Genomic DNA, 14,839 nt, shown 5'->3' on the forward strand with positions numbered 1-14,839 from the left:
CCATTTGACAAAGAAGTCCGTCGATGTCCTCACGATCGGTGAAGTCGCCAAGCGCTCCGGCGCCTCGGTTCCGACGATCCGCTTCTACGAGGGCAAGGGCCTCGTCTACTCGACCCGGACCGTGGGCGGCACGCGGATGTTTCCGCGCCACACCCTCCGGCGCGTCTCGATGGTCCGCCTCGGCGTCCAGTTCGGCATCCCGCTCAGCGACATCGCCACGATCTTCGCCGAGCTCCCGACCGACCGTCCCCCTCGCGCGACGACTGGCAGCGCATCTCCCACGCCTGGAACGCCCACGTGGAGAGCAGGATCGAGACGCTGACCAGGATGCGAGACCAGCTGTCCGACTGCATCGGCTGCGGCTGCCTGTCGCTGGGCACCTGCTCGCTCCTCAACCCCGACGACGAGCTGGGCACGGACGGCACCGGCCCGCGGAGGGTGCTCCCGACGTAACGCGGGTCGCGGATCCTGCATGCTCCCCTATCGTGAGACCCATGTCAGAACAAATACCCGGGGACGATTCGGAGTCGATCAACTTCCGGACCCGCAAGTGGGTGCGCCCGGAGGACCTGAACGCGAACGGGTCGCTCTTCGGCGGCAGCCTGCTGCGCTGGATCGACGAGGAGGCGGCGATCTACGCGATCCTGCAGCTCGGCAACGGATTCGTCGTGACGAAGTACATCTCCGAGATCAACTTCGTCTCGAGCGCCAAGCAGGGCGACCTGATCGAGATGGGCCTGCGTGCGACCCACTTCGGGCGCACCTCCCTCACGATGCGAGCCGAGGTGCGCAACATGGTGACGCGGCACAGCATCCTCACCATCGACAAGATCGTCTTCGTCAACATGCACCAGGACGGCACGCCGAAGCCGCACGGGTACACCGACATCACGTACGACCGCGACCGCATCCCCGACTCGATGAGCTGACAGGCTTCGCCGCTAGCCTCGTCAGCGAACACCCGTCGTCAACGAAAGAGAGAGCGATGTCCGTCGTCAAGATCAACGCCATCCACGTCCCCGAAGGCCACGGCGCCGAGCTCGAGAAGCGCTTCGCCGCTCGCAAGCACTCGGTCGACGGCTCGAAGGGCTTCGAGGGATTCCAGCTGCTCCGCCCGGTGAAGGGCGACGATCGCTACTTCGTCGTGACGACGTGGGACACCGAGGAGAGCTTCCAGGACTGGGCGGCGAACGGCGCCAAGGCCGCGCACGGCGGGTCAGCCCACGGCGCCGCCCCGCACGGCACGCCCGCCGACGCCGCGGCGGCGTCGCACCACGGTGGCGACGGCGCACCGAAGCCCGTCGCGACCGGGGCCGACCTGCTCGAGTTCGAGGTCGTCGAGCTCTAGCGAGGAGCTCCGGACACCGCTCGAGGGCTACTCTTCAGGGGTGAGTGATCGCGCGGTGTTCCTGTCTGCCCTGCAGTCGCTGTCGAGCCGGAAAGTCGGCTCGACAGACCTCTGCGGTCCCTTCCTACGGGCTCTGCCGGTGGCCGGAGCGGCCGTCTCGACGCTCGGCGATCCGCTCGGCTCGGCCACCGTCTGCGCGAGCGACGCGCGGGCGGCCCGGCTCGACGAGATCCAGATCGACCTCGGCGAGGGCCCCTGCTGGGATGCCCTGATCTCGCGCGAGCCCGTCCTCGCGCACGACTTGCAACGCTCCGCGAACGAGCGCTGGCCGATCGCCTCGTCCGCCCTCCGCGAGACGGGGCTCGAAGCCGTCTTCGCGTTCCCACTCGCGTACGGCAGGCTCGGCCTGGGCGCGGTCGACCTCTACGCCGACGAGGCCACGGCCCTGAGCAGCGACGACGTCGACGACGCCTCGGCCCTGGCCGGGCTCGCCGCTCGCCACGTCCTGCACCGAGCCATTCGCGCGATGGACACCGCGGTCGACGACCAGGTCGACTCCTTCTCCCGTCGCGAGGTGCACCAGGCCTCCGGGATGGTCTCGGCGCAGCTCGACATCACCGTCGAGGACGCCCTTCTCGTCTTGCGCGGACACGCCTTCGCCACGTCGACGCCGCTGCGAGAGGTCGCGGCCGACGTCGTCGGCCGACGACTGGACTTCAGCGAATGACTCCCGCAGACGGCCAGAGGGCCCTGCGTAGGATGACGTCGTGACCGGCTCGACTCGCGAGGCCCAACTGCTCGACACGTTCGTCACCCTCGCCGACACGCTCGTGGTGGGCTTCGACACGATCGATCTGCTCCAGATCCTGGTCGAGCGCTGCGTGGTGCTCTTCGACGCGACCGACGCCGGCATCATGCTCGACAACGGCGCAGGCGAACTCGAGGTCATCGCCTCCACGAGCGAGCGCAGCCACCTCATCGGGCTCCTGCAGCTCGGCGCCGGCGAGGGGCCCTGCGTCGAGGCCTACTCGACGGGGCGGGCCGTCTCGGTGTCCGACGTGGAGCAGATCGCCGACCGGTGGCCGACCTTCGCCGCCCGCTCCACCGAGTCGGGCTACGCGGCCGTCGACGCCGTGCCGCTGCGCCTGCGCGACACCGCCCTGGGCTCGCTGAACCTGTTCCGCGAGGCGCCGGGCGCTTTGAACCCCGACGACGCGAGCGCCGTTCAGGCCCTGGCCGACGTCGCCACGATCAGCATCCTCCAGGAGCGCGCCGTTCGGCAGACCGACGTGGCGCGCGATCAGCTGCAACGAGCCCTCGACAGCCGCGTCATCATCGAACAGGCGAAGGGGATCGTCTCCTACACGCGCGACGTCGACATGGACGACGCGTTCAAGCTGATCCGCGACTACTCCCGCTCCAACCGGCGCCGGCTCTCCGACGTGGCCGCGGCTGTCGTCGACCGCAGCATCCGTCTCTAGCGCGTCAGTTCGAGAATGCGCGAGCGGTGGGCCGAGTAGCTCTCCGCGACCGTGAAGCCGGCCGCTCGAAGCTCGGCCAGTCCGTAGTCGTCACCGCCGTCCTCGACGACCCACACCCTCGTGACGCCGTCGAACCGTCCCTTCGCGAGAGCCTGCTCGACCGGGTAGGCGTCGGAGTACCACCAGTCGGAGTCGACGAAGGAGGTCTTCAGCGTGACATCGTTGAGCCCTCGGAATCCGTCGGGGTAGGTGAGGGCCGCCAGGCGCGTCCGCCGCGACGGACCGGTCGACTCGTCGAAGACGACGGCGTCGCCCGGGGTCGCATGCGCGCCCACCACCTGGCTGACGGACTGCCAGCCGGTGCCGTTCTTGGCGTACGGCGTCCGCTGCGCCGCGAAGACGGGTGCCGCGAGGCCCGCCACCAGCGCCAGCCCGAGCATCGAGGCGACGAGGGATCCCCGTCGTGAGTCCGCGAGCAGCCCTGCCAGTCGGACGATCCCGGTGGCGACCAGTATCCCCGCGGCCGGCGCCGAAGACGACAGGTAGCGGGGGCTGAAATCGGCCACGGCGACATTGCCGAGCAGCAGGATCCCGAGAGGCACCAGCAGCCACGCCAGGGCGAGCGTCGTCAGCGAGACCGGCCGGGCGCCCCGTGCGGCGAAGCTCCGGCCGCGGAGCAGATCGGCCGCGACGAAGACCGCGGCGACCCCGATCATGACCCAGCCGGCGACGGCGAGCGGGACGCTGCCGAACCAGGTCGAAACCAGCACGGACGTCGGTGTGACGGAGTCGCGCGCCGCCAGAAAGGACACCTGGCCGTGCTGCGCCAGCCCGTACACGAGCACGGGCGCGGCCAGCACGATCCCGACCCCGGTCGCCTTCGCCCAGCGCGCGAGGGTCGAGCGAGGAACCCGCGCCGCCAGCAGCACGACGGCGTGGACGGCGATCAGCAGCCCGACGTAGAGGAACGTGTAGATACCGGCCGCCAGCAGCATCGAATAGAGCATCCACCAGCGCATCCCGGCCATCGGCCGCTCGGCCAGCCGGACCACGAGCACGAGGAGCCAGACGGCGATCATCGCGCCGAACGCGTACGACCTGGCCTCCTCACCGAAGGACGTGACACGAGGCAGGATCGCGACCACCAGCGAGGAGACGACTGCCAGACGCCGCGTCCCGAGCCGGCGCACGAGCACGGAGACCCCGACGACGAGGACCCCGCTGGCCAGCGCCGACGGAAGCCGCACCGACGCGGGGGACGCCCCGAACACCTGGATCCAGAAGTGGAGACCCAGGTAGTAGGCGCCGTGTACCGCGTCGACGTGGCCGAGCATCCGGAACAGGCTGGGCAGCGGTCGCTCGGCCGACAGGATGCTGGCGGCCTCGTCCCCCAGAAGGACGGGATCCAGGAACCCGCGAACGACACCAGTGCGGCGAACAGACCGAGACCCGACGTGATCCTGCGGTCGCCCCTGCGACGGCCGAGCCGCGGAGCGACGATCCCCTTCGAGGCCGGCCTCTGGACGGGGATGGCTGCGGTCGTGCTCACTCGGAGAAGTCCATCGCACCGCGCCGAACGGACGCTTTCGGCAACCGGTGGATTCGCTGTGCGGCTCGACAGGAGGAGCGGGCCCGCCTCGACCGCGCTTAGAGTCCAGTATGAGCGAATCGAATTCCGCGCCCGGCCTGCTGCGCCTCGGCGTGCTGGCCACGTCGCGCAAGGCCGACGAAAGACGCCTGCCGATCCACCCCACCCACCTCGAGCGCATCGACGCCGACCTCCGGGCGAACATGATCCTCGAGCGCGGCTACGGCACTCGCTTCGGCATCCGTGACTCCGAGCTCGAGCCCCTGGTCGGCGCGATGGCCGACCGCGACGCCATCATCGCGCTCGCCGACGTCGTCCTCCTGCCCAAGCCGCAGGCGTCCGATCTCGAAGACCTCCGCGACGGCCAGGTGCTCTGGGGTGGCCGCACTGCGTGCAGGATCGCAGGATCACGCAGCTCGCCATCGACAAACGCCTCACCCTGATCGCGTGGGAGGCCATGAACCACTGGCAGGCGGACGGCGGGTTCGGGCTGCACGTGTTCCACAAGAACAACGAGCTGGCGGGGTACTGCTCCGTGCTGCATGCGCTGCAGCTCTGCGGTTCCACCGGCGACTACGGCCGCCGGCTCAGCGCCGTGGTGATCGGCTTCGGCGCGACGGCGCGCGGAGCGGTGACCGCCCTCAACGCCCACGGCATCCACGACGTGCGGGTGCTCACCAACCGCGGGATCGCCGCCGTCGGCTCGCCGATCCCGTCGGTCGACATCATCACCTTCGAGCACGACGCCGAGGCACCCTTCGACAGCACGGTCCACTCGGAGGACGGTCCGGTGCCGCTCGCGCCGTACCTGGCCGAGAGCGACATCGTCGTGAACTGCACCCTCCAAGATCCGAACGCGCCGCTGACGTATCTCCGCACGGACGACCTCGACGCCTTCCGCCCGGGCAGCCTGATCGTCGACGTGTCGATCGACGAGGGCATGGGGTTCAGCTGGGCCCGGGCGACGTCGTTCGCCGAGCCGATGTTCACCGTCGGCGACTCGACCAACTACTACGCCGTCGACCACAGCCCCTCGCTGCTCTGGAACTCGACGACCTGGGAGATCAGCGAGGCTCTGATGCCGTTCCTCCGGACCGTCATGGAGGGCTCGTCGTCGTGGTCGGCGTCCGAGACGATCCACCGGGCCATCGAGATCGAGGACGGTCGCATCCGAAACGACGCGATCCTCACCTTCCAGGGCCGCTCGGCCGAGTACCCCTATCCGGCGGCCTTCGGAGGGTAGAGCGCCAGCCGGCGCGCGACACGCTGAACCGTGCGGTCAGGCGACGCGCCAGACCAGGGACCCCTGCATGCTCGCGGGATAGGCGGACGCGATCCTGGTGACCGCCTCGCGCAGGGTGTCGGGCGAACAGGCGAGATTGAGACGGGCGAAGCCGCGGCCCTGGTCGCCGAAGCCGAGGCCGGAGTTGAGGGCGACGTACGCGTGCTCGCGGAGGGGCAGAGCAGGATCGTCGCCCAGGCCGATCCCCCGGAAGTCCAGCCAGGCGAGGTACCCGGCGCGCGGCCGATGGTAGACGACTCCCGGGAGGTGCTCGGTGAGAAGCTGCGACAGGAGGCGGTCGTTGGCGACGATCTTGTCGATGGCGTCGTCGAGCCAGTCGGTACAGCTCAGCGCGCGGACGTTGGCGTGCAGGCCCAGGATGCTGGTGCGGCAGGCGACCTCGTCGTTCAGCCGGTCGAGCAGCTCGGCCGTGCGGTCGTCGCCCGCGACGACGATGGAGCACTTGACCCCGGCGAGGTTCCAGCCCTTGCTCGCGGAGGTCACCACGACCGACCGGGCTCCCCTGGCCTCGGCGATCGGCGCGAACGGCTCGAAGCGCACGCCCGGATGCGTCAGCGGCCCGTGGATCTCGTCGCTGACGACCAGCACGTCGTACCGGGCGGCCAGGTCGGCGAGCGCCTCGAGCGTCTGCCGGTCGTGGACCAGGCCGACGGGATTGTGGGGATTGCAGAGCAGGAACACGCCGGCGCCGGCGGCGAAAGCGGCCTCGAGGCCCGGGAGGTCGAGGCTCCAGGTGCCCCAGGTCTCGAGGAGCGGGACCTCGGCGATCTCGGCGCGGGCCTCCTCGACCAGTTCGAAGAACGGCGGGTAGACCGGCGGCGTGATGGCGACGCGCCCGCCGTCGGGGAGGGCGAGCCGGAGGGTCTCGACGATGCCGACACTGACGTCGGTCGCCAGGTGGATGCGCGCCGGGTCGACCTTCCAGCCCCAGCGCCGATCGGCGAAGGCGGAGAACGCCGGTGCGAGCGGGCCGGGCCCGTCGAGATAGCCGAGGTCGGAGGACCGGATCCGCGCGACGAGGCTCGTCGGCGATCTCGGGCGCGATGCCGTAGTCCATCTCGGCGACGAACAGGGGCAGGACCGCAGGCGCATAGCGCGTCCACTTGATGCTGGTGCGCTCGCCGCGGATGCTCGACGTATATTCGTCGGTATCGGTGTCGTAGCTGTCTCCGGCCATGCCGACACGATCCTCCCGTTTCGTCTCGCGCGCCAGTTCCCTCGTCACACGCGTTCACGCCCGCGGCTCGGAGCGGCGAGCACAGGGCGCTACGCTCCGAGGATGGTGAGCGACGCGCGGTTCGGGATCGAGTTGTACGACGGGCCCGACCGAACGCAGGTCGTCGACGGGAAGCCGGCCACGGTCGTGGGGCACGTGTGGAGCCCCGACGCCGAGCGGATCGTCACGACGGGAGACGGCCGGGTGCTGATCGTCGACCCCTCGGGCGCGAACCCGACGCCGCTCAACGCGAACCTCGACTCCACGGAGGCGTTCCTGGAAGCGTTCCGCGTCTTCTACCTCGGCGACCGCCCGCCCGTCGCCCCGAAGATGACGGTCGCCGAGGCGCGAGCGCGGCTGGCCGCCCTCCAGCGGAACGAGACGCTCCCCGAGAGCGCTCCCCCGGCCGCCGCCCCGCGTGCCGAGCGCGTCGCGACACTGCGAGCGCGCCTCGAGGCGCAGGATCCCGACGCGGTCGTCCTCGGGACCTGGTGGTCTAGGATCCTGCAGCGCCCCGAGTTCGACACGAACACCCCGGGGCGGTGACCGGCTCTCCGTGACGCCGTGCGACGGCGGCGCACACAGGTGGATCACAGGTTCGGCTACACTGGGCGCATCGTCGGGGGGCGAGGCGTGACGATCGCCAGGTGACCTCGGCTCGAGAGGACACCATGAGCGACACCGTCGGCCCACCGCCGCCCATCCAGCCCCAGCCCCAGCCCTTCCCGGCTCCCGCCGCGTCCGGTCCGGCCCCGTCTCCGGCCCCGGCACCGGCACCGGCACCGGCACCGGCCGGCCAGAACAGGTTTCAGCGCGCCGCGGGCTCGCTCCGTCCGATCGACTGGGTCACCGCCGCCCTGACCGGTGTCGGCGCTTTCGTCGTCGCCTACCTCGTCGCCGTCATCTCCCTCCTGCTCACCACCGCGTTCGTCGTGGCGGGAACGCACGGGGCGGCTTCCAGCGGCGGCGACTCCCTCGGAGGCGACTCGAGCGCGGTTCCGTCGGTGTCCGACCTCGTGACGGCCGTGACCGTGATCCTGGGCGCCCCCGCGCAGCTCGTCGTGCTCGGCGACCTCGGTCGCCTCTCCGTCCACGGCAGCGTCACCATCCTGCAGACGGTCAGCGGCTCGATCCACTTCGGCTTCGTGCCCGTCCTCGTCGCCGCAGCGCAGCTCCTCGCGATCGTGTTCGGGGTCCGCCTGTTCCGCAGCCGTCGCCTCGACCTCGTCCAGAACGGCATCGTGTCCGTGATCACCGGCGCGACCCTCGCCGCGGTGACCGTGCTCGTCGGTCTGGCGCTGGCGATCCGTCTCCCCGACTCGTCCGGCCTCGACATCGGCGGCATCACGGCCGTGAACGCCGTGGCGGTGATCGTGGCCCTCGTCGTCGGGTCCGCCGTCGCCCTCGCAGCTCGCCCGAGCTGGCTCGCGGGGCTCCACCCGACCGCGACCCGCGTGCTCGGCACCGTCCGTGTCGCGACGGTGCACCTCGGTGTCGTCCTGGCCGTCGTCGCGATCGCGGTCGTCGTCTACGGGCTGATCGCACGCCCGTCGGGTGGCGCCGCCTACCCGCTCGTGCTCGGCAACATCGCGGTGCTCGGTACGGCCCTCGGCTTCCTCGGTGGCGCCTCGCTGTCGGAGTCGGCGGGATCCCTGGCTTCCACCATCGGCAACACCGCGTCGCCGGCGGGCACCCTCACCGTCTTCTCCGCCGGATCGGTGTGGGCGTGGCTGCTCGTGGTGCTGGTCGTCCTGACGGCGTTCGCCGCCGGGCTGGCGCTCGCCCTCCGCCGCACGACTCGCAACCGCACCACCGTCGACTGGATCGCTTCGGTCCTCGCCTATGCCGGTGCCGGGCTCCTGCTGCTCGTGCTCGGAACGGTCGTCTTCTCGGTGCAGATCGCGGCGATCGGTGGCTCCGGTTCGGCCGGTGTGACGCCGTGGAGCATCGCCGTCCTGGCCGCCTGGGGAGCCGCGATCGAAGCCGTGGCCCGCTTCGTTGCTCCGCGGGTCGTACCGTTCGCCCCTCCCGGGCTGCTGCGCTTCGCCGGCCGCGTCGTCGGTCGGGACGCCGTGGTGGGCCGCGCGGAGGCTCCCGCCGGGCCTGCCGCCGAGACTCCCGCGGGGGCTCCCGCGTGGGCGCCGACGCCAGCAGCCACCGCGACGGGCGTCGGCGCTGCCGACGCCGCCGGCCGACCCGCCGAACCCTTCGCAGCGGCCGCGCCGATGTCGCCCCGGGCGCGCACGATCCTGGTGCGTTCGCTCATCGCCGCCGGAATCGTCGTCGTCGTGGTCGTCGGCGGCTCGATCACCGCGTCGGCCCTCCGCTCGACCGTCTACGGTCCGGGTCACGCCGCCGAGTCCTATCTCGACGCGCTGAGCAAGGGCGACGCCGAGACCGCCGGGAAGCTGTCGGGTGCCACCGGAACCGGCAAGGGAATGCTGACGAACAAGGTCTTCGGCGCCGCCACCGATCGGATCGGCCACGTGGCGATCGGCAAGGCGACCGTCTCGGGCGACCTCGCGACGGTCGCGGTCGACTATCGCCAGGGCGGCAAATCGCACGAGACGTCCCTGCGACTCACCCGCACGGGGACGACCTGGCTGGTCCACGACACGTGGGCCGTCAGCAGCGCGCTCACCGGCAAGATCGACGTCACGACCGATGGCGCCCTGGGCGACGCCGACGTCACCGCGGGCGGCACGAAGGTCGGCACGTCGAACGACGGCACTCTCACTCTCGCCGCGTACCCGGGCACGTACGACCTCTCGGTCACCGGGTCCGCCTACGTCACTGCGAAGTCCCAGAAGGTCACGGTGTCGGGCGACAGCCTGCTCGGGCAGAGCGTGCAGTTCGAGGCGACCGCGACCCCCGGCTCACCACGGACGCCGAGAAGGTGGTCCGCGACCTGATCACGACCTGCGCGAAGTCGACGAAGGCCACGCTCGATGCGTCCTGCCCCTTCTACGGACCAGGATCGGACGCCACCGGCGTGACCTACAAGGTCACCAGGATGCCGACGCTGAAGGTCTCGCTCAGCTACTCGGGCGGCGTCCAGGTCACCGGCTCGGGCGGCACCGTCGACATGAAGTACACCGAAGACTTCGGCGGCTCTTCGTATCACGGCGACTACGAGCAGTCGCTGTACGTCTACGAGTCCCTCAAGATCGTCGACGACACGCTGGTGATCGACGACGAGGAGTGACGCCCGCTCAGACCGCTGTGCGCGCCGCTCGCTCCCCGCGGAACACCAGGACCGTCGTGAGGGCGGTGACCACGATGCCCACGGCCTCGATCACGACGGTCTCCGGGACGAGCGTGTAGCTCCACGTCTCGGTGATTCCGAACAGGCCGACGGTCAACGCGAAGACGATCGACAGGAAGCTGGCGATCAGGAACAGCAGGCTCAGGATCACGGCGACCCGCAGGAGCCGAGCGCGAAGGACGGCCACCGCGATCGCCAGGACGACGCCCGCGATCCCGTTCAGGACGAAGAGCACCCCGAGAAGGCCCCCGACGCCGTCGAAGACCAGGAAGAGGTGGATCACGCCCACCGCGAGGAGGAGGACGGCGCTGACGATGCGCATGATCCGGGCGATGATCTGAGTGTTTCCGTTCATTCGAGTTCCTGCTTCCTCTTCCGGTCGCCGTCGGTGGAGACCTTCACTCAGGACACGAGACGAACGCATCCGCGGTTCACTCACGGTCGGCGGACCCTCGCACGGTCGTATGCGGTCAGGAACCGATCCCGGAAGTCGTCCATCCGCCAGACCGGGGCGCTGGGAGAGGGCAGCATGCTCGGCTGCCAGTTCCACGACGAGATGCGGTCCAGGACGCCGGGATCCTTCGAGATGATGCTGATCGGCACGTCGTGGTTCGCCCCTTCCCCGCTCACCTCCGTGGCCGGCTGGTGGTCGCCGAGCACCACGAGGACGAGGTTCGGGTCGTCGAAGGTGTGGACGAACGAGAACAGCGAGCTCATCGAGTACTCGATCGACTGGCCGTACAGCTGCTGCACGTGATGCGGATCCTGCCAGACGGTCTTCGGCGCGAGCCCCTCGGCCGGCTGAGGGTCGAACACGCTCCCGTCACCGATCGCGGGCCACGGGACCAGGTGCGGCAGCGGGGTCCAGGGAGTGTGCGACGACACGAAGTCCACCTCCGCCATCAGCGGCGTGTGCGGCTTCGAGAGCTCGGTCTTCTGGAGGTACGACCACGTGTACTGGTCGGGGATCTTCGCGTAGCTGAAACGGGGGCCTCGGTACCCCACGTTCTCGGAGTTCAGCTCGGTGCCGAAGTGGTAGAACGATTTGCCGACCGGCCACGGCTTCGAGTCGGACGGGACGTCGCTGAGCGTCCGCCACCCCGCCTTCCCGAACGCATCGCTGAGCGTGAACCGGCTGCCGGAGGTGACCTTGTCGTACCGCTGCTGCGAGTCGATCCACTGTCCCGTCTGCAGGGTGGAATGGGCCAACCAGCTGATCCCGCCGAAGGTCGGAGAGGTCAGGAAAGCGCTCCGCTCCGAATAGCCGTCGGCGGCCAGCTGAGCGTCGCCCTGTTTCAGGACGCGATCGACTCCGGGCGAGAACGAGGAGTTCTGGACCGCGACCTGGCCGTAGCTCTCGATGAACGCCACGATGACGTCCTTCCCCGTGAGTCCGGCCAGGAGGTCACTCGACGGAACGGCGGAGAAGGGATCCTTCGCCTGCGCGCCGTCGAAGGCCGCCTCGCTGTGCGCCGTCCCGGCGGCCTGGTCGGAGCGCGAGACGATCGTGCCGATCGCGTCCGTCGCCGCGATCGGCTGTCCAGGAACGACCTGCGCGCCGACCAGCCCGACGACCGCCCAGGCGGCGACGACGGCCCCGGCCCCGAAGGCGGCCTGTCGGCGGTGACGGCGCCCCACCCCGTCGAGACGGAGCAGTGACAGCCCGATCACGATCGTCGCCGCGACGGAGGCGAGGACGAGGGCGATCAGGATCCCGAACGCGGCTGTCGATCCGGTCGAGTCACGAAGAACCCCGAAACCGTCCCGTAGCTCCGGCCAGCCGGTGATCGGGTTGAAACGGATTCCCACCGTGCTGGTGAATCCACGGTCGAGGGCCGCACTGAGGATCGTCAGCACGAAGAGGAGCGCGAGGACGCCGGCCGCGACACGGCGGACCGGTCGCCACGGCAGTACGGCCAACACGAGCAGCGCGGCCGCCGCCTCGAGCGGCACGCGCAGGAGCGCGGCGGGCGATCCCGAGGCGACGAGTCCGGGCGACAGTACCGCGGCGCCGAGCACGACTGCCGAGACCGCGGTCCTCGCGGGGTCGACGACACGGCCTCTGCGACCTCGCCCGGTCGTCCGCCGACTCACGGCAGCCTCGCCGGGACGGGCCGCATCGACTCCGAGTCGTCCCGGCGCGCTTCGCCCGCGACCGGCACGGCATCGGGCAACCGGTTCGAGAGGGCGTACCGCAGCAGCACCACGTCGCCGATCGTCCTGGACTCGGCGAGGCGAGCGCGCCTCGCCTCGTTCCACGGGAACGACCCGTCGCCGACGAACCGCGGAGCCCGGTGGTCGCCGACGAGCAACGGCGCCAACACCAGGTGCAGTTCGTCGACGAGGTCCGCGGTCAAGAACTGGGTGAGCACGCTGCTTCCCCCTCGACGAGCAGCCGACGCGCGCCACGATCGGCCAGGTCGGCGGCGAGGTCCGCCATGGTCAGCTCCGCACCGAGCCCGACGACGAGCGCCGACGAGCCGAGCCTCCGCCTGATCCGTCGGGCCTCGGAGCCCGGGCAGTACACGAGCCGGACGGCGTCGCCCTCGGTGAAGAAGGCCGATTCCGGATCGAGGTCTCCCGTCCGCGTCGCGGTCACCTTCCAGGGCGACCCGGAGCGCCCCGCAACCCGGCGACGACTCTGCCGGACGGCGCTCCGGACGAGCAGGCGGGGGTTGTCGAGCCGCACCGTGCGCGCGCCGACCAGGATCGCGTCCTGCTCGGCGCGAACGGAGTCCACGCGATCCAGGTCGGCCGGATTCGAGAGGAGGAGCCGGGGAGGATCCGCCGTGTCGAGATAGCCGTCCAGGGAGACGGCGGCGCTCAGGGTGACGAAGAGGCGTTCGATCACGGTGCTTCCTTTCGGGGACGATGGAGCAGGACGGTCGCGACGGCACCGGGGACGACGCCGACGATCGCGAGCACGCCGAACAGGGTCGAGGCGGCGACGCCGGACGACGCGCCGAGACCCGCCGCGGCGAACGCCCAGCCGGCCGCTCCCTCGCGCAGCCCCCAGCCGCCGACGTTGAGCGGAAGGGACGACGCCATCAGGATCACGACGGCGAGGGTCAGGAGCGTCGACGGCGTCGGGCTCGCACCGACGGCCGCCGAGGCGATGGCGAACACCGACACGTGGCAGCCGACGACGATCACCGAGCTGACGATCGCGGTGACGACCACCGACGGGGAAGCCAGCGCGGCGCCGGCGATGGAGAGCTCGCGGACGACCCTCGCGCGAACGCGCGAGCTGCAGACGACCACCACTGCGGCGGCGGCGAGCGCGGCGGCAGCCACGCCGACCACCTGGAGCAGGGACGCGGCGTACCGGATCCCGACGACCGCCAGGACGATCGTCGTCAGGGCGAGCTGGACGAGCTGCCCTGCCGTGCGTTCGACGACCACGGCCCGCGCAGCCGCCGCGGGATCACCGACACGACGACCGTGACCGATGGCACGACCGACATCGCCGAGGACGCCGCCGGGCAGGACCGAGTTCACGAACTGGGATCGGTAGTACAGGGCCACGGCCGTCGTCCACCTCAGGCCGGCTCCGAATCGCCCGGCCAGCACGGTCCAGCGCCAGGCGGCGGCTCCCGTGGCCACGGCGTTCAGGGCGAGCGCCGCGACCAGGGCGGCGAGATCGATGCTCATCACGCCGTGCAGGAACGGCCCGGTGCCGAGGCGGAGCACGACCGCGGTCAGGATCGCGAGGGCGACGACGAGCTGGACCACACGGCGAAGGCCCCTCGACCGGATGGCGCCGGCGATCCCGCCCGACGGTGCGACGGCGGTCATCGCGGCGAGGCCAAGACGTCGAGGTGGTGCACCACGGCGAACAGCTCGCCTCGAGATGCCTGGAGCTCGCGCCGCGCGACGTAGCTCGCTCGGTCGGCCCTCAGCGCCGGATCCTGCTCCACCGCGGCTCCGACCCACCCCGTGAACCATTCGTCGAGCAGCTCGGGCTCGCGCGGGCCCAGCCGCCAGAAGGTGTCCGCCGAAGCGACCTGCCAGCCCGCGGTCTCGAACAGATTCCGAGCGACCGACGCGCCGGTCGGTCCCAGAAGTCCGCGTCCCTGCTCGGAGCGCTGCTGGTGCGCGTTGAACGCGGCCTCGATCACGCGGTCACGAGCGTCGGGCGGATCGAGCTCGATCCGGCCGGTCACGCTGAGGCCGAAGAGGGCCGGCGTGCCCACCTCGACGCACGCCCGGACGATCGCGCTCACCTCGTCGAACGTCAGCACGTCGAGGAGGGCCGACGCCGTGACCAGGCCGGCGCCGGCGAGGTCGTCCGCGCCGATGTCCGCGAGAGATCCCGTGCTCGAGCGGAGGGAGACGGGGTGGCCGTCCCTCCCTGTCGGCGGATCGCCTTCGAGAGCGAGTCGGGTGAGCGCGTCGTTCCAATCGTGCAGCACCCAGCTCTGCTGCCCGGGGAGCAGGGGGCGAGCCACCGCATCATGGCCCCGGTGCCGCTTCCGAGATCGTGGACGACGACGCGGCGATCGCCGAGGAGATCGGCGGCGTGACGCGCGAGCTCCGTCGAGCGGGCCCTGGCGTCCTCGGCTTCACGACGTTCGAGCCAGGCGCTGCTGACGGGGAGGAAGCCGGTCATCGGAGAACCCTCTCGTCGCGCGCGGCGTC

The 14,839-nt window shown here is 70.7% G+C and carries 15 protein-coding genes and 2 pseudogenes; 10 read left to right on the forward strand and 7 right to left on the reverse strand.

All coding sequences use genetic code 11. The features are described 5' to 3' along the window. The first annotated feature begins 4 nt into the window (after window positions 1–4). From QUE79_RS20565 to QUE79_RS20590, 6 genes are read left to right on the forward strand one after another with little or no spacing between them, the layout of a single operon-like run. Window positions 5–322, forward strand: a complete 318-nt coding sequence (locus tag QUE79_RS20565; RefSeq protein ID WP_286344690.1) for a MerR family transcriptional regulator — start codon at window positions 5–7, stop codon at window positions 320–322. After that, window positions 274–453, forward strand: coding sequence for a MerR family transcriptional regulator (locus tag QUE79_RS20570; protein ID WP_286346794.1), 180 nt, complete (start codon window positions 274–276; stop codon window positions 451–453). The genes QUE79_RS20565 and QUE79_RS20570 overlap by 49 nt, the downstream gene beginning before the upstream one ends. Before the next feature lie 41 nt (window positions 454–494). Beyond that, a complete protein-coding gene (locus QUE79_RS20575) occupies window positions 495–929 on the forward strand; it encodes an acyl-CoA thioesterase (RefSeq protein WP_286344691.1) in 435 nt (144 codons plus the stop codon). A 56-nt stretch (window positions 930–985) separates the two neighbouring features. Beyond that, window positions 986–1,348 carry an antibiotic biosynthesis monooxygenase family protein gene (locus QUE79_RS20580; RefSeq protein WP_286344692.1) on the forward strand — a complete coding sequence of 121 codons (363 nt, stop codon included), beginning with the start codon at window positions 986–988 and terminating at the stop codon, window positions 1,346–1,348. Window positions 1,349–1,388: 40 nt separating this feature from the next. Beyond that, the gene (locus tag QUE79_RS20585; RefSeq protein ID WP_286344693.1) at window positions 1,389–2,075 is read left to right on the forward strand and encodes a GAF and ANTAR domain-containing protein; all 687 of its coding nucleotides are present in this window, start codon (window positions 1,389–1,391) and stop codon (window positions 2,073–2,075) included. A gap of 40 nt (window positions 2,076–2,115) precedes the next feature. Next, complete coding sequence (locus tag QUE79_RS20590) at window positions 2,116–2,829, forward strand: GAF and ANTAR domain-containing protein (RefSeq protein ID WP_286344694.1); 714 nt, start codon at window positions 2,116–2,118, stop codon at window positions 2,827–2,829. Here the strand turns inward: QUE79_RS20590 and QUE79_RS20595 are convergent. Continuing rightward, window positions 2,826–4,163 (reverse strand): glycosyltransferase family 39 protein, encoded by a 1,338-nt coding sequence (locus QUE79_RS20595; protein ID WP_286344695.1) that lies wholly within the window; start codon window positions 4,161–4,163, stop codon window positions 2,826–2,828. The two genes, QUE79_RS20590 and QUE79_RS20595, sit on opposite strands and share 4 nt — an antisense overlap. 325 nt (window positions 4,164–4,488) lie before the next feature. Here QUE79_RS20595 and QUE79_RS20600 point away from each other — a divergent pair. Continuing rightward, a pseudogene (locus QUE79_RS20600) lies at window positions 4,489–5,660 on the forward strand (N(5)-(carboxyethyl)ornithine synthase). 36 nt (window positions 5,661–5,696) lie between these two features. On the opposite strand, the gene QUE79_RS20605 reads toward QUE79_RS20600, so the two are convergent. Continuing rightward, window positions 5,697–6,812: a MalY/PatB family protein gene (locus QUE79_RS20605; protein WP_286344696.1), complete on the reverse strand. Its 1,116-nt coding sequence runs from the start codon at window positions 6,810–6,812 to the stop codon at window positions 5,697–5,699. Between the two features lie 187 nt (window positions 6,813–6,999). Between QUE79_RS20605 and QUE79_RS20610 the strand changes: the two genes are divergently transcribed. The 3 genes from QUE79_RS20610 (at window position 7,000) to QUE79_RS20620 (ending at window position 10,141) form a co-directional block, all read left to right on the forward strand. Then, the gene (locus QUE79_RS20610; RefSeq protein WP_286344697.1) at window positions 7,000–7,482 is read left to right on the forward strand and encodes an SUKH-4 family immunity protein; all 483 of its coding nucleotides are present in this window, start codon (window positions 7,000–7,002) and stop codon (window positions 7,480–7,482) included. Between the two features lie 125 nt (window positions 7,483–7,607). Continuing rightward, window positions 7,608–9,848 (forward strand): hypothetical protein, encoded by a 2,241-nt coding sequence (locus QUE79_RS20615; protein WP_286344698.1) that lies wholly within the window; start codon window positions 7,608–7,610, stop codon window positions 9,846–9,848. After that, entirely contained in the window at window positions 9,833–10,141 is a 309-nt protein-coding gene (locus QUE79_RS20620; RefSeq protein WP_286344699.1) for a hypothetical protein, read from the forward strand. Before QUE79_RS20615 ends, QUE79_RS20620 begins: the two co-directional genes overlap by 16 nt. A gap of 7 nt (window positions 10,142–10,148) precedes the next feature. Here QUE79_RS20620 and QUE79_RS20625 read toward each other — a convergent pair whose 3' ends face one another. The 5 genes and pseudogenes from QUE79_RS20625 to QUE79_RS20650 all read right to left on the reverse strand — a co-directional run bounded on the left by QUE79_RS20625 (window position 10,149) and on the right by QUE79_RS20650 (window position 14,649). Next, window positions 10,149–10,556 carry a hypothetical protein gene (locus tag QUE79_RS20625; protein WP_286344700.1) on the reverse strand — a complete coding sequence of 136 codons (408 nt, stop codon included), beginning with the start codon at window positions 10,554–10,556 and terminating at the stop codon, window positions 10,149–10,151. Window positions 10,557–10,636: 80 nt separating this feature from the next. Then, window positions 10,637–12,295: an alkaline phosphatase family protein gene (locus tag QUE79_RS20630; protein WP_286344701.1), complete on the reverse strand. Its 1,659-nt coding sequence runs from the start codon at window positions 12,293–12,295 to the stop codon at window positions 10,637–10,639. Next, window positions 12,292–13,052, reverse strand: a pseudogene (locus QUE79_RS20640) (RibD family protein). Before QUE79_RS20640 ends, QUE79_RS20630 begins: the two are co-directional and overlap by 4 nt. Next, complete coding sequence (locus QUE79_RS20645) at window positions 13,049–13,996, reverse strand: lysylphosphatidylglycerol synthase domain-containing protein (RefSeq protein ID WP_286344704.1); 948 nt, start codon at window positions 13,994–13,996, stop codon at window positions 13,049–13,051. Before QUE79_RS20645 ends, QUE79_RS20640 begins: the two are co-directional and overlap by 4 nt. Further along, window positions 13,993–14,649 carry an SAM-dependent methyltransferase gene (locus tag QUE79_RS20650; protein WP_286344705.1) on the reverse strand — a complete coding sequence of 219 codons (657 nt, stop codon included), beginning with the start codon at window positions 14,647–14,649 and terminating at the stop codon, window positions 13,993–13,995. Before QUE79_RS20650 ends, QUE79_RS20645 begins: the two co-directional genes overlap by 4 nt. Window positions 14,650–14,839 lie beyond the last annotated feature (190 nt).

This window comes from Frondihabitans sucicola (genome assembly GCF_030296615.1).
In the GTDB taxonomy this organism is placed as follows: Bacteria; Actinomycetota; Actinomycetes; order Actinomycetales; family Microbacteriaceae; genus Frondihabitans; species Frondihabitans sucicola.

Bases quoted from the DNA above. Each gene is read 5' to 3' on its own strand.
- QUE79_RS20615 (WP_286344698.1), top strand. From the start codon at position 7,608: ATGAGCGACACCGTCGGCCCACCGCCGCCCATCCAGCCCCAGCCCCAG.
- QUE79_RS20575 (WP_286344691.1), top strand. From the start codon at position 495: ATGTCAGAACAAATACCCGGGGACGATTCGGAGTCGATCAACTTCCGG.
- QUE79_RS20595 (WP_286344695.1), bottom strand. From the start codon at position 4,163: ATGCTCGGCCACGTCGACGCGGTACACGGCGCCTACTACCTGGGTCTC.
- QUE79_RS20580 (WP_286344692.1), top strand. From the start codon at position 986: ATGTCCGTCGTCAAGATCAACGCCATCCACGTCCCCGAAGGCCACGGC.
- QUE79_RS20645 (WP_286344704.1), bottom strand. From the start codon at position 13,996: ATGACCGCCGTCGCACCGTCGGGCGGGATCGCCGGCGCCATCCGGTCG.
- QUE79_RS20605 (WP_286344696.1), bottom strand. From the start codon at position 6,812: ATGCGCCTGCGGTCCTGCCCCTGTTCGTCGCCGAGATGGACTACGGCA.
- QUE79_RS20610 (WP_286344697.1), top strand. From the start codon at position 7,000: ATGGTGAGCGACGCGCGGTTCGGGATCGAGTTGTACGACGGGCCCGAC.
- QUE79_RS20625 (WP_286344700.1), bottom strand. From the start codon at position 10,556: ATGAACGGAAACACTCAGATCATCGCCCGGATCATGCGCATCGTCAGC.